The sequence below is a fragment of the Litorilituus lipolyticus genome (assembly GCF_006439335.1).
Taxonomy (GTDB): domain Bacteria; phylum Pseudomonadota; class Gammaproteobacteria; order Enterobacterales; family Alteromonadaceae; genus Colwellia; species Colwellia lipolytica.
In genome coordinates this window covers 39,211-53,170 of sequence record NZ_SAWY01000013.1, presented here as the reverse complement: position 1 = coordinate 53,170, position 13,960 = coordinate 39,211, and the positions used below count along the sequence as shown (strand labels likewise).

At 36.5% G+C, this 13,960-nt stretch carries 16 protein-coding genes; 6 read left to right on the top strand and 10 right to left on the bottom strand.

The annotated features are described in order from the left end of the window. The first annotated feature begins 175 nt into the window (after nt 1-175). Nucleotides 176-751, top strand: coding sequence for a PaaI family thioesterase (locus EPA86_RS06810; RefSeq protein WP_140602679.1), 576 nt, complete (start codon nt 176-178; stop codon nt 749-751). Between the two features lie 40 nt (nt 752-791). On the opposite strand, the gene EPA86_RS06805 is transcribed toward EPA86_RS06810, so the two are convergent. The 3 genes from EPA86_RS06805 to purM all read right to left on the bottom strand — a co-directional run bounded on the left by EPA86_RS06805 (nt 792) and on the right by purM (nt 3,446). Then, the gene (locus tag EPA86_RS06805) at nt 792-1,544 is read right to left on the bottom strand and encodes a DUF3108 domain-containing protein (RefSeq protein WP_140602678.1); all 753 of its coding nucleotides are present in this window, start codon (nt 1,542-1,544) and stop codon (nt 792-794) included. 121 nt (nt 1,545-1,665) lie between these two features. Further along, nucleotides 1,666-2,331 carry a phosphoribosylglycinamide formyltransferase gene (gene purN, locus EPA86_RS06800; protein WP_140602677.1) on the bottom strand — a complete coding sequence of 222 codons (666 nt, stop codon included), beginning with the start codon at nt 2,329-2,331 and terminating at the stop codon, nt 1,666-1,668. Nucleotides 2,332-2,405: 74 nt separating this feature from the next. Further along, the gene (gene purM, locus EPA86_RS06795; protein WP_140602676.1) at nt 2,406-3,446 is read right to left on the bottom strand and encodes a phosphoribosylformylglycinamidine cyclo-ligase; all 1,041 of its coding nucleotides are present in this window, start codon (nt 3,444-3,446) and stop codon (nt 2,406-2,408) included. Between the two features lie 196 nt (nt 3,447-3,642). Here purM and EPA86_RS06790 point away from each other — a divergent pair, with 196 nt between their 5' ends. Together EPA86_RS06790 and hda are read left to right on the top strand one after the other, a co-directional pair. Then, entirely contained in the window at nt 3,643-4,770 is a 1,128-nt protein-coding gene (locus EPA86_RS06790; protein WP_170309587.1) for a DUF2066 domain-containing protein, read from the top strand. Continuing rightward, the gene (hda, locus tag EPA86_RS06785) at nt 4,770-5,522 is read left to right on the top strand and encodes a DnaA regulatory inactivator Hda (RefSeq protein ID WP_140602674.1); all 753 of its coding nucleotides are present in this window, start codon (nt 4,770-4,772) and stop codon (nt 5,520-5,522) included. The genes EPA86_RS06790 and hda overlap by 1 nt, the downstream gene beginning before the upstream one ends. A 308-nt stretch (nt 5,523-5,830) precedes the next feature. Here hda and EPA86_RS06780 read toward each other — a convergent pair whose 3' ends face one another. The 5 genes from EPA86_RS06780 to EPA86_RS06760 all read right to left on the bottom strand — a co-directional run bounded on the left by EPA86_RS06780 (nt 5,831) and on the right by EPA86_RS06760 (nt 10,851). Further along, complete coding sequence (locus EPA86_RS06780; RefSeq protein ID WP_140602673.1) at nt 5,831-7,753, bottom strand: hypothetical protein; 1,923 nt, start codon at nt 7,751-7,753, stop codon at nt 5,831-5,833. Nucleotides 7,754-7,849: 96 nt separating this feature from the next. Then, nucleotides 7,850-8,251: a DUF2069 domain-containing protein gene (locus EPA86_RS06775; protein ID WP_140602672.1), complete on the bottom strand. Its 402-nt coding sequence runs from the start codon at nt 8,249-8,251 to the stop codon at nt 7,850-7,852. Nucleotides 8,252-8,261: 10 nt separating this feature from the next. After that, nucleotides 8,262-8,618: an arsenate reductase (glutaredoxin) gene (arsC, locus tag EPA86_RS06770; protein ID WP_140602671.1), complete on the bottom strand. Its 357-nt coding sequence runs from the start codon at nt 8,616-8,618 to the stop codon at nt 8,262-8,264. Between the two features lie 79 nt (nt 8,619-8,697). Next, complete coding sequence (gene bepA, locus EPA86_RS06765; RefSeq protein ID WP_140602670.1) at nt 8,698-10,167, bottom strand: beta-barrel assembly-enhancing protease; 1,470 nt, start codon at nt 10,165-10,167, stop codon at nt 8,698-8,700. A 72-nt stretch (nt 10,168-10,239) separates the two neighbouring features. Further along, on the bottom strand, nt 10,240-10,851 hold the full coding sequence (locus tag EPA86_RS06760; RefSeq protein WP_140602669.1) for a hypothetical protein: 612 nt from the start codon (nt 10,849-10,851) through the stop codon (nt 10,240-10,242). Nucleotides 10,852-10,957: 106 nt separating this feature from the next. Here EPA86_RS06760 and EPA86_RS06755 point away from each other — a divergent pair, with 106 nt between their 5' ends. Genes EPA86_RS06755 through EPA86_RS06745 form a run of 3 tightly spaced genes read left to right on the top strand, consistent with a single transcriptional unit; the run spans nt 10,958 to nt 12,787 of the window. Beyond that, nucleotides 10,958-11,188, top strand: coding sequence for a sulfurtransferase TusA family protein (locus tag EPA86_RS06755; RefSeq protein ID WP_140602668.1), 231 nt, complete (start codon nt 10,958-10,960; stop codon nt 11,186-11,188). A gap of 15 nt (nt 11,189-11,203) precedes the next feature. Next, a complete protein-coding gene (locus tag EPA86_RS06750; RefSeq protein WP_140602667.1) occupies nt 11,204-12,280 on the top strand; it encodes an AI-2E family transporter in 1,077 nt (358 codons plus the stop codon). A 48-nt stretch (nt 12,281-12,328) separates the two neighbouring features. Then, complete coding sequence (locus EPA86_RS06745; RefSeq protein ID WP_140602727.1) at nt 12,329-12,787, top strand: methylglyoxal synthase; 459 nt, start codon at nt 12,329-12,331, stop codon at nt 12,785-12,787. A 59-nt stretch (nt 12,788-12,846) separates the two neighbouring features. Here the strand turns inward: EPA86_RS06745 and bcp are convergent, their stop codons facing one another. Beyond that, nucleotides 12,847-13,329 carry a thioredoxin-dependent thiol peroxidase gene (bcp, locus tag EPA86_RS06740; protein WP_140602666.1) on the bottom strand — a complete coding sequence of 161 codons (483 nt, stop codon included), beginning with the start codon at nt 13,327-13,329 and terminating at the stop codon, nt 12,847-12,849. 41 nt (nt 13,330-13,370) lie between these two features. After that, entirely contained in the window at nt 13,371-13,898 is a 528-nt protein-coding gene (locus EPA86_RS06735) for a glycine cleavage system transcriptional repressor (RefSeq protein WP_140602665.1), read from the bottom strand. Nucleotides 13,899-13,960: the final 62 nt, after the last annotated feature.

The following is a 13,960-nucleotide window of genomic DNA, read 5'->3' as shown; positions in this document are numbered from 1 at the left end:
AAATTTACTTGCAATAGACTAGCTATTGACTCGAAATTTGCCTTGAATTAAGTAAAACTATCAAGCTAGAAAACTAGGTGAAACATAACGGATTGTATTTTATAAAATTAATTTATCTCTTGAACCGAGTTCAGGTTAAGTTAATTCGGCTTAATTCTTTATAAGGCAAACTACGTTGATTAAATCATTTCAAGAATATTACCCTGATGAATTAAGCCATTGCTATGGTTGTGGTACCAATAATCATGACGGTCACCAATTGAGAAGTTATTGGTTATCAAATTTTATCGACAATGCAAGTGATGAGTTAAAAGCTTGCGTAAACGAGCTATTAAGTACTGTTAACATAGGTAAAAGTAATGCTAATGAAGCTAGCAACCAGCAGAGTATTGCCATTTTTACCCCATCAGATAAACATACGGCTATTCCTGGCTTTGTGTATGGTGGCTTGTTAGCTTCATTGATAGATTGTCATGGTACGGGCAGTGCTTCTGCCATGGCATATTATAATGACAATAGAGAGTTAGGCTCAGAGCCTGTTATGCGTTTTGTCACGGCAGGGTTGAATATTAGCTACTTAGCGCCAACACCTAAAGGTGTACCGTTAATACTCATTGGTCAATATAGGGAAGTCAAAGCACGTAAAATTGTCGTTGAAGTGCTTGTTTACGCAGATAACAAGCTATGCGTAAAAGGTGAAGTAATTGCCGTATTAATGCCTGATAGTATGATGGATAATCTCAGTAACTAATCAATCAATTAGTGAAGTTATGTGTTAAAAATAGAATTTGCTATTTATTATTTTCTATTGAAGCAAGCTGTGCTTCAAATTGCTCAGCACCTGCTTTAACTTGATATAGTTTCACCAATAAATAATTCAATTCAGGAGCAAACCACGCATAAGTAACGCGTTTTTTAGCGGTTACTTCACGTTTTAATCGAATTGTTTTAACGAGGCCATAAGGTAACATCAGCTCTTCTTCACCGTCATATTGATAGACATAATCTTTAATTGAACCAGAAGTGCTGATAACGGGATAGCTAAAACGTTTTTGCTCAGGGTTCTCGATTAAATTGAGTCGGTGCTGTAAGTGGTAGCTTAATTTATCTTGTAACCCTTCAGTGATATCTATGGTTATTTGACGCTCTTTCTTTAAATCTTTTGCTTTTTTATTAGCAATATCGTATTGCCATTCATAGTTTTTATCTCTGCCTGTTCCCTCTCTAGAGTACACATAGTGTTGAGGGATAACTTGATTGTTATTTACGATTACTTGTGAAGTTTCAGAGCGTTTATCAGAGAAAATAAGCCACTTAATGTCGGTGTGGTAATGATATGTTGTTTTTCCATCTTTTTGATAACTGAGTTCTCGAACAGCTTTACCAACGGGATCACCTTTATGAAGTAAGGTGTAATTCGCTTTAAATGCGGGAATGACATTTTTTAAGCTGTTTTTTTCAGCTTCAGTGGTAAGAGAGTGTGCAGAAAATGTTAAAGGTAAGCAAAGAATAACAAAGGCTGAGCGAGAAAGATAAGCTAACATCAAATTTCCTGAACAATTAAAGAAAAAGCAATTAGTTATATGCTAATTAGTATTAAGATGATATTTATTATGAATATCATATACCACAGATACTAATGCTTTTTCTTATTAAAAGCTATAGTTAGTCGTTTGCATAGCCTGATGGAGCAAGTACATTTCCGTCGAGAATCGCTTTTTCTACATGCTGACCGTTTTCAACTTGTTGCTGCATTGATAAACGATTTTGCGCAAACCATTTCACCACTAATGGATAAATACGATGTTCTTGCTCATGAACACGCGCCGCTAAATCGTCGCTTGTATCACCCGCAAAAACAGGTACTTTAGCTTGTAAAATAACTGGGCCACCATCAAGCTCTTCCGTAACAAAATGAACACTTACGCCATGTTCTTTATCGCCAGCATCAATGGCGCGCTGGTGGGTGTTTAACCCTTGATACTTTGGTAATAATGAAGGGTGTATGTTAAGTAGTTTACCTTGATAGTGCTGAACAAAATCAGGTGTTAATATCCTCATAAAGCCTGCAAGTACAATTACGTCAGGTTTGAAATTATCGATTTGTGCCATTAAAGCAACATCGTACGCTTCACGAGATTCAAACGCTTTATGGGATAGTGCCTGTGATTCGATACCTGCATTTGTCGCTCGAGTTAAACCATAAGCGTCAGCTTTATTAGAGATAACGCCAACAACTTCAGCAGGATAATCTTTGTCTTGAGAGGCGTCGATAATAGCTTGTAAATTTGAACCACTGCCTGAAATTAACACTACAATTCTACTAGACATATTTTTTCCTAAAATAACGATATGAAAAAGGGCTACAAAATAGCCCTTTATAAAAACAAGTGAATGTTGCTTAATTAAGCAAAAACAACTTGTTCTGCACCTTCTGTTTTATTAGCTATTGCGCCAATATGCCATGCTTTTTCACCATGGGCAGTAAGGATTTCAATACTTTGCTCGACTTTATCTGCTGGTACCGCGATGATCATGCCTACACCACAGTTAAAAGTGCGATACATTTCATGACTGGTAATGTTGCCTTTTTCTTGTAACCAGTTAAAGATTGCTGGCCATTCCCAGCTATCGCCATTGATTACCGCCTGAGCTGATTCAGGTAGAACTCGAGGGATATTTTCCCAGAAACCACCACCAGTAATGTGAGACAAAGCATGTACATCAACATCTTTTAATAAGGCGAGTACAGACTTAACATAAATTTTAGTCGGCTCTAATAAGTGGTCGCTTATCGCTTTACCGTCAAGCTGCTCACTTGTATCAGTATTGTTAACTTCTAACACTTTACGAATGAGAGAAAAACCATTTGAGTGAGGGCCTGATGCACCTAATGCGATAAGTTGATCGCCTTCAGCTACTGAAGTGCCATCGAGTAAACGTGACTTTTCAGCAACACCGACACAAAAACCAGCAATATCGTAATCGCCTTGGTGATACATGCCAGGCATTTCTGCTGTTTCACCGCCAACTAAAGCACAGCCAGATTGAACACAACCTTCGGCTATACCTTCAACAACAGAAGAGGCAACATCAACGTCAAGTTTTGCTGTGGCGTAGTAATCTAAGAAAAATAGTGGCTCAGCACCTTGAACGATAAGATCGTTTACACACATAGCTACTAAGTCAATACCTACAGTGTCATGCTTGGCTAAATCAATAGCTAAACGCAACTTTGTACCTACACCATCAGTGCCTGCAACAAGCACTGGCTCTTTATAACCTGTTGGTAATTGACATACAGAGCCAAAACCACCTAATCCACCCATAACTTCAGGGCGTGTTGTGCGCTTTACAGCACCTTTAATGTTTTCTACAAGGGCGTTACCAGCATCAATATCAACACCAGCATCTTTATAGCTTAACGACTGTTTTTGTTCGCTCACGGGAAACCTCAGAAATTACCGACAGTATATAAAGGGGCGTATTCTATCAGCGCAAACCGTCATACTCAAGAAAGAGAGTAAGCAATATTACGATTGTTTTACGAATAAGGAATCATTGGGATAATGTTTAATTATTATGATAATATCTTTTTTAAGATAATCGTCGGCTAATATTTTTCATTTTATGCTCAAACACTTGTTTTTTATTTCAATTCTTTTTGTATTGTTGTTGCCCATTAAAGTTAATTCGTTAGAAGTAAAAGACTTATATCAGGCACGTGTGAATGTTGAATCACAAGCATCAACTCACCGCCAAAAAGCAATAAAAGAAGCTTTACGTGCTGTGATGGTGAAAGTTGGTGGAGAAACCACAGTTTTATCCAACAAAATATTAAAAAATGCAGTAAAGAACTCAAATAACTATATTACTCAATACCGTTATACTCGAAAAAATGGCCAGCTTTATTTAGTGGCCAATTTTAATGAAGATAAAATTAATCAATTATTTCAACAAGCAAACCTAGCTATTTGGGGAAGCCTTAGACCTCAAGTATTACTGTGGTTAATTGATGAGCAAGGGTTATCGCGTACCATTATGTCAAACTCTATGCCATCGAATTTGCCAATACTGGTAAATGATTTTTCGTCTCAACGAGGGCTGCCAGTCGTTATGCCATTAATGGACTTGACTGATGCAACTCAAGTCAATTTGAGTGATATATGGGGACGATTTGAACAGCCGATTTATCAAGCATCAGAGCGATACTTTGCTGAAGCTATTGTGGTTATGCGTTTATCTGACTCTAGTCTTCTTATTGTTGATGAGTTGACAGAGCTCTCTTCGTCTGAAGAGGTTGAAGAAAATACTGATAGTTGTGGCTTATTATGTGTTGACGAAGAACCAACACCACAATATGTACTTGATTGGGTTTTGTTTAGTCAAAATCAACGCTTTACTCAAGTTTATCAAGGAGAAGATAGAGAAGTGCTGACAACGCAGGCTTTGTCTGATATTACCGAACTTATTTACCAAAAATATGCTTTATCAGCTACCAGTGATAATGATTATATTATCGAAGTAGCCAATGTTGATTCTCTAAAAGTGTATACTGAATTATTTGATTTTTTATCTAATTTATCTGCGGTAAAATCAGTCACCCTATTAAATGCTAAAGGTGCTACTAGACAATTTAAATTAAAGTTATTGGGTTCAGAGTCTGCATTATTAGCTTCATTAAAACTTAATAAGCAGCTAAAACAATACATTGATCCGTTAGCCGTTGTTGACCCTACAGCCATTCCCATTTTCCATTGGGAGCCATAATGACGCAATTATCACAACTTGCGCTATCTGTTCAGCTGCCAGATGATGAAACCTTTGATAGTTTTATTGGTCAGCCGAATCATAGCGTTTTAGTACAGTTAACAAGCTTTATTCGTCAAAACAAAGTTGAAACTGAACAACACGAAAACCATTCCTTAGCGCTATTTAGTCAACTGCCTCACAGTTTTTATTTGTTTGGTTTGGCGGGAGTAGGTAAATCTCACTTATTACATGCATGTAATAATTTAGCTGCCCAATTGAAAAAAACATCAGTTTGCCTTTCCTGTTCTGAACTAAAACAGTTACCCATTGAGGTGCTTGATGGCTTAGAACAAATAGATTTTATTTGTTTAGATGATATTGAATTAATAGCGGGTGATGTTCAATGGCAGCAAGCTATTTTTGACTTATATAATCGCGCCATAGAAAATGAAAGCTGTCTAATTATTACCGGAAGCGAAGCAATTAATAAGCTGGGTATTACCTTGCCTGACTTAGTATCACGTATTGGCTGGGGGTATATTGAGCAGGTTAAACCCCTTGATGATGATGATAAAACCTTAGCGATACAGCATAGGGCAAGACAGCGGGGTTTAATGATTTCAGATGAAGCCACGCGTTTTCTATTGAATCGTTCTAGTCGTGATATGACTAGTTTGATTCAAACATTAGATATACTTGATAAAGCATCTATTAGGGAACAGAGAAAAGTGACTATTCCTTTTATTAAAGAAATCCTGAATATTAGTTAACCTGAGCTCGGCTTAATAAATAATTCTCTAACAGCTATTTTTACTGACTTCTTCGTTAAATTTACTTGCAATAGGCTAGCTATTGACGCGAAATTTGCCTTGAATTAAGTAAAACTATCAAGCTCGAAAATCAATTGAACATACGCTCTGTATTTTATATTGTTAATTTACTTCTTAAACCGGGTTCAAGTTAGTGAGTAGAAGCTTCTACATCAAAAAAGGTAATCTATTTCAGATTACCTTTTTCTTATCAGACTCTCAGCTTACTTTGTTAAGTTATGCCTTATTAAAGCCAACTTGGCGTATATTTAATGGCTTGGCAGTGCTTTTTGGTAGTAACGTTGAGTATCATTATTAGCCATTGGATGGTTTGAACGGTTTAGGTGTTCATTTGCTGCGCTACTGGTTTGTAATAACATATTAGCAAAATTAGTTTGCTGTGAGCTTATTGTTAGGTTTTCTATCCAATTATCCCCTACAATCATCTGAATAGGAGCCGGAACGTTATTTAGGGCTGTATTACTATCAAATTCCGGTAACACACGCGAAGCACTAAAGAAAACGCGTTGTTTAAGTTTCGCCTCACCAATACGGCCTCGCTGCCCCCAAGTGACAATATAGTCAGCTCCGGACACATTGGATCCTGTAGGTTGGTTAGTTATAGCAACATCTCTAAAAACGCGATAACGAGACTGCATCATTAACTCTTCAAATAACATCGCGTAGTCTTCTCTGAGACTTGAGTAAGCGTAGTAATCTGTAGCTTCATCAGCTTCAAAGAAAGATTTAATATCATTGGGTAGGTAAGCCTTCTGGCTAGTACTTGCCGTTTCACCTTTAAAGCTGACTTGGGCTAAGTTTCTCATTTCCTGGCTGTGTAAAGGGTGAGTAATTGATAGTTTGTCTGATTCAAAGTTACTACTTGTTGCAGCATCTAGTACACGACTACCACTACTGTGAATAAACCATTCATTGCTTGGGAAAAAATCATTTGCATGAGCAAGCTCATGATACATTAATGATGTTAATCGATATAAGCCATCATGCTCTGTTCGGGTTACTCTATTGTTTTTACTGAAGTAAAGGCTTGCGTAGTTATTATCTTTTACGTAACGCCAAGGCATAACAAATTGTAAGTCCTTACCAAAGTTTGAGCGAAAGTCTGGTGCTTCATTGATGGTATCTCTTTCTTCTGGAGTGATCCAAAAGTTTTCAGGATCCAGATAAATAGCACCTGTGGCAGCCCAATAGAATGAAGGCCTAACATCGTATGAAATGACAATAGCAGTTGTTGCTCTTAGCAAGTGCTTAAAATCATTGTTTTCATCAAAATTCTCTATAAAGTGTTTAAATCGATCGCCCATCCAATGATGAGATACGACTACGCGATCCATAATATCGTCGATATCAGGTGTTTGTGAACTGCCAAGAGTTTCTTGGGCAATTAACGGTAATTTTGATAGCGTACATGAGCTAGTTAATTTATTTGAGTATACGCAATCAACAATATCACTCGCATAAGGGCTATTGTCATTGTATGGAAAAACGTGTGCTACTCGGCTGTCAAAGTAAGCATTATTTGTAATTGCTTGGGCTGGCTCTACCAGGACTGCAACTTTGTCTGTAAAGGTTCCATTATCACTAGACGCCGTTGCCTCAAAAGTAATTAAGGTATCTTCATTGACCGTAGGAGCATCAAAAAATATGGCATAGTTGCCAGAATTGTCATCGTGAGTAAAGCTAACTGTTGGGCCTGCGGTTTGTTGCCATGAAATAGAGTCATGGGCAACGTCATTGGTGGTTGCAACTCTTAACGAAACTTTGTTTTCCATGGTCACTGTATGTGCAAGTCGTGCGGTGATATCTGAGTTTTCTTCTAATACAGTAATGGTTTTATCTAAATTTTGACTGATGCCATTAACTAAAAAATTTACGGTGAATTGATAATCCCCCGACGTTTTTGGGGTGAAACTGATGGCTTTACTGTTTTTTGCTAAGAAAGTAACTGGGCTACCAGATGTTTGCTGCCAATTAATATTGGTTATTTCTTCGTTAGGATAGTAGAGAAATAATTCCGCACTTTGATTGATTTTAAAGGTATCTTCAATATGCAAGATAGTATTGTTATCTGGTGTTTGTGCTGGCGGTGTATTATCAGAACTTGAACTGCCACCACAGCCTGTAAGCGATAATGCCATAATCGCTGATAAAATCGGATATTTATATTGCATAATTACTCCTTAATTATAGTTATTCGATTATGTTGCATTGACGTATAGTCCATTAAGTCAATGCAAGTTAAATAATTACCTTATCATAGAGTCAGGTTACTCACCTGAATCAGATTTTTTTGTTCTTATACTCAATCCTAGTTCTTGTCCACGATACTTAGCGTAATAAGTTGCCCCTAAAAACATAGTCGTTGCAAAAATAAGCTCAATTGTTGCCCAAATACGATCTTCAGGAAGCACCCAGAAAGTGGTTAAGCCATGTAAAAAGTATATTAATACGATGAAATTAGACCAAGCATAGGTATAAGGTTTACCTTGTAATAATCCTTTTAAAGGAAATAATAAAGGTAAAGTAAACAAAACTAAGGTGGTGCCAGTAGATAAGCTTTCACTAGGGCTTAGTACAAGCAACCATAACGGCATATAAAAAAGTAACGAAAAATAGCCAATTAGCGCTATTTTCTTTAGATTTATTGTTGAAATTCTTTGTTTGCTCATGGGATATCTTTTATTTAGCAAAAAAAGCGAGTACGTTTTCTGGCGGACGACCGATAATCGCTTTATCACCATTAGAAACAATGGGGCGCTCTACTAATTTTGGGGTATTGGCCATCGCGCTTATTAAGGTTGCATCATCTGCACCTTTTAAATTTTGTTCTTTAAATTCATCTTCTTTTGTTCTCATCATGTCTATAGGGTTACAGCTAAGTTGTGATAATAAAGCTTTAATTTCATCTTCAGATAATGGTGTTTTTAAATACTCAACAATGGTGATTTCTTGCTGATTTTCTTGAGCTTTAGGTTCAAGTAAAGCTAAAGTTTGTCGGCTTTTTGAACATCTTGGATTGTGATAAATAGTAAACATGTTGTTTCCTTTAAATAAGTGGTGAAGTTAAAGCAAAAGCTTTGTAATTAAAGTTATGATAAAAATAAATATTGTGCGTCTATAAGCGTTTTAAGCGACTTTCTTGTTCCTGAAACTGTAAGATTCTGGCTTTAATTCGCTTTTGTAATAGCGGTTTTGATTCAAGCAAGCTGTAACTAGTTTGAAGTTCATCAATGGCTTTATTATAACCGCCTAATAGTGCAAGTACTTCAGCTTTGTGCATATGCATTAACCCCATTTTACCTTGTTGACGATAAATAGATGTTAATAAATCGTAGGCAATAAAGTTGTTGGGTTGAACTAGAAGAAAATCTTGTAATACTTGAACTGCTTGATCATATTTTTTAGCGGTAAATAATGCATTACCGTAATTTAAACTGACGACTTGGTTATTAGGCATTAATAGGTTTAAGTCAACTAACATTGAAATGGCTGAGTCGAACTCTTTCATAGCTAAATAAACATCAGTTAAAGCATCTACATAAAATAAATTGTGTTTATCCTTTTGCAACAATTGCTTTAATACTTGCTTGGCTTGCTGGTATTTTTTGTCTTCAAAGTAAGATAATGCCAAACCATAAAGAGCCGCTTCTTCTACCATGTAAGTCTTTTTAGTTAATTGGCGCTGATAAAAGCCTATATTAGTTTTACTATCGCCTTGATATCTAGATTTTATTCTTGCTTTCGCCAATTCAAACTCGAGTTTTGGCGCTAAAGGGCGAACAGGGTAGTTGTGCGCTCTTTGTCGAGCATCTGCTATTCGAGACTCAGGTAACGGGTGAGTTAATAACATCGCTGGTGGCTTACTCGCATAACGATATTTTTCCGACATTTTAGCAAAAAACGTAGGTGCCCCTTGAGGGTCGAAGTCACTATTTGCTAATAAAGCGATACCAACACGATCCGCTTCTTTTTCATTGCCACGCGTGTAATTGATACTAGCTTGTTGAGTTGCCGCCATACTGGCACTTAAGGCAGCCATACCAACAGTAGGATTAACCAAACTTAATAAGACACCTGAAATCATACCTGCCATGGTTAATGCATGGGTTTGACTTTGAGACTCTAAGCGGCGAGCCAAATGCCTTTGTGTAACGTGAGATATTTCATGGGCTAATACCGAGGCAAGTTCACTTTCTGTATCTGCGGTAGTAATTAAACCGCTATGAATGCCTACATGACCACCAAAGAAAGCAAAAGCATTTATTTCTTCATTATTAATAATAAAAAACTCAAAGGCGTAATGTACATCTTGGGCATTTTTTACTAATTGATTACCTAAATCGTTGATGTATTCAATAAGCACAGGATCTTGTATTAGTGGCGAACTTGCCCGCAATTGACGCATCATTGCTTGACCTAGTTGTCGCTCTTTATCTAACGATAAAACACTAAATGCTGAAGTGCCTATTTCAGGTAATTTATTTTTATCATTTTGATTGATATAAGCATTGGCGTTAAAACTTGTCGCTAGTGCAATGGACAAAGTAAGTGAACTTGCTTGAAATAAGGTTTTTAATTTAAACAATAGGGGATCCTGTGAAGCTTAATACAAAGGTTTTATGACTTATTGAATCAAGTTATCTTAAGTAAATGTCTTTTAATTAGTTTCTGGGTTTAGGATATTACCATCTCTTTTAGCAATTTCCTGATAAAATTGTGCAATTGTGTAACCTTTGACTTCAGTTATATTAAAAAATTCGCTTAAATTTTTAATTAATTTCTCAACTGTTATATGAGCAAAGCGAATTAAAGCAAGATCTGCTTCATCGCCACTTTGATAACTAAAGACAGAAAAGGCCACCAAACTATTAATACGAAACAGCATCTGTAAGGTCTCCGGGGTCCAAGTGTGAAATGGACAGTTGGGGTTATTTATCATCGGCTCATGTACTATACGACCGTTAACTACTGGGAAAAAGTGAAGTTCATAACCCATGTCATTAAATTCGTGACGTAGATAGACTTCCGGCTTATGACGCACTTTTAAATTACCGTCATTATCTTTATAGGTATCAAAAACAGATTGATTCCAACTGTTGGGATTAAGTATTCTTTTATAAGCACTATCAAAGCCATGGGACAAAATACTGTCTAGGTCGCCCACAGATGAAGAAACAAGATGATAAATAGCGGGAACTTCCCCCCAATTTACTTTTTTCTTGAAAGCATTTATTTCTTTTAAATTAGATTCAACAGTTAAAGAACTCATCGAGTTATATTTCCTTATAACATTTGTGCTTTCACTCATGATTCGGTCATGGGTATAATTGTCGCAAAATAGCAATCCGAACTAAAGAGCAGTTTCGCATTTTATTATGATATATAAATATGATGGTACTCAAGAAAAATGTCCTGTTCCTTTAGTGAACATGCGATTGATTTTAAAGCAGATGCAAGCAGGTGACTTGTGTGTTGTACGAATAAATGATCTTGGTTCTGTCAGTGATATTCCAAAGTTTTTAACAAAACAAGGATATTGCTATAGCCAACAGACGATGGCAAATGGCATTATAGAAATTAGTATTGAAAATAATAAGATAGATTAAAGAGAATAGTTAATTATGATTAAATTATTTACTGCTTGGTATATGCGTAAATTTTCAGATCCCAACGCGGTTACCTTAGTTGTAATATTGCTATGTTTATTTTTATTCATTGCAATGTTTAGCAGTTTACTTATGCCGGTATTTGTAGCCATCGCCATTGCCTTTTTATTAGATTTACCGGTTAATAAATTAACTCGCATCCATGCTGTGAACAGAACGACGGCAACAGTTGCTGTAGTGATTACTTTTATTGGCTTTTCTTTAGTGGGCTTACTCGGCTTAATGCCCATTATTTGGAAGCAAAGTAGTAATTTGTTGCAAGAAGTGCCTAATATGATCACTCAAGGTAAGGGCTTCTTATTAACGTTACCTGAAAAATATCCAGACATTATCCAAGCAGCACAAATTGAAACCTTCATTAACTTAGTTAATGATAAGTTGCTGGAGTGGGGCGAGGTTGCTTTAAAAGCATCATTAAACTCTATTTCAGATCTGGTTGCGTTAATGGTTTATTTAATTTTGGTGCCATTAATGGTGTTTTTCTTTTTAAAAGATAAACAAGACTTGGTTGGCTATTTAACCAGCTTTCTTCCTAAAGAGCGCCGTATGGCTACACAAGTTGGCCGTGAAATGAACCAACAAATTTTGAATTATATTCGCGGAAAAGTGATTGAAATTCTTATTGTAGGGGCAATGTCTACCGTTGCTTTTATATTCTTAGATTTAAACTATGCCGTATTATTAGGCGTTCTTGTTGGGCTATCTGTATTAGTTCCATATGTGGGAGCTACTGTAGTTACCATACCTGTTTGTTTAGTTGCACTTTTTCAGTTTGGCCTAACCAGTGAATTTGGTTATGTCATGTTAGCTTATGGCATTATTCAAGCGTTAGATGGCAATGTTATTGTGCCTTTATTATTCTCTGAAGCGGTAAATTTACACCCAGTCACTATAATTATTGCCGTTATATTTTTTGGTGGACTATGGGGGTTTTGGGGAGTATTTTTTGCAATTCCTCTTGCCACTTTAGTTAAGGCCGTGGTCAGTGCTTGGCCATCAGCTAACGAAGAAGAGCTTGAAGCATCTTCTTAGCCTTAATAATGGAAAATGCACTATTGTAGGTATAAACGTATGAATCAAATGAATTATTGTAAACGTACCCTTCCTAAGAGAAAGCGCATGGCGTTAGTAGCACATGATAATATGAAAGCGGATTTAATGGCTTGGGCTAAAGAAAAGAAAACACAGCTTGAGCAGCATGAGTTATATGCAACTGGTACTACAGGTACTTTACTGTCAACGTGTATTGAACAACCAGTACATTGTTTGTATTCAGGCCCCATGGGAGGGGATCAGCAGTTAGGAGCATTAATTACTGAAGGCAAAATTGATGTATTAATTTTCTTTTGGGATCCTTTGGACTCTGTTCCTCACGATCCTGACGTTAAGGCACTATTACGTTTAGCCGCAGTATGGAATATACCAAGTGCAACCAATAAAGCCAGTGCTAACTTTTTAATGGAGTCGGCTAGTATGAATCAAACAGTCGAAATTGAAATTCCTGACTATCAAAGCTATATGGAAAAGAGAGTGCCTTAAACCGAAAAAGCGGCAATATCTTTGATAGTTGCCGCTTTATTATGGGAAGTGTAAGTGGGTTATTTGGCGGTAAGTTCAGCTAAAACGTCTAAAACGACTTGATGATGATCTTTAGTTTTAAACTTATTAAATACATGAGCAATATTGCCATCAGTACCGACTAAAAAGCTTAAACGATGAATCCCGTCATACTCTTTGCCCATAAACTTTTTTAATCCCCAAACACCGAATTCATCAGCAACTTTATGATCAACATCAGATAGTAAAGTGAAATTAAGTTCATCTCGTTGGCAAAATTTATCTAAACGTTTAACTTCATCAGGGCTTATACCAAAAACAGCTACATTTAATGCATCCAGTTCATTTTTCACGTCACGTAAGTTCTGAGCTTGTACTGTACAACCGGGTGTCATAGCTTTAGGGTAAAAATAGACAAGTGCTTGTTTGTTTTCTTTTAGCGTATCAGCTAGTTTAACTATGCTGCCATGTTGATCAGCTAATTCAAATAATGGCGCTTTATCGCCAACGGTAAGAGTATTCATTACTTTATTATCCTAGTGTTATTAAGAATATTATCGATAAGCTATAAAAGGTTTGTTGTTGCCTTTTTGATGCAACCTTGCACGTCTGTTTGTTGGCATAACTCTAGAAAATCTACTTCAAGTTCTTCAAAGCTAATTTTTTCAGTTAAGGCAAATAACATACTTGCACTCATGTGATTAGTTTCAGGGTCTATCTCTGATTTTAATGAAGAGATATCTATTTTTCTAGTGGCGAAAAATGCTGTCATAGCTTTTAAAATACCAGGTTGATCGATACCAGCATAATCAGCTTGGTAGTGATGAACTAAGTCAAATGTTCTGTGGCCAGACGTTCGTTTCATCATGGTAATCAAATCTAGACTATGAGCTATTGTAGGTATTCTCCCTTCAATTTTATTAATGGCCCGTGCATCGCCATTAAGTAGCATAATAAAGGTAAATTCAGAGCCAAAAATAGCCATTCTGCTATCTAATATATTACATTCGCATTCACTTGCTAATTTAGTTAACTCGCTAACACAACCTGTACGGTCTGATCCCATTGCTGTTAGCACTAAATACTGTGACATTCACTACGCCTAAATTGCTTTTTAAAGGGCTATTGTAACTTATTGCAGAATAAGTTGGAATC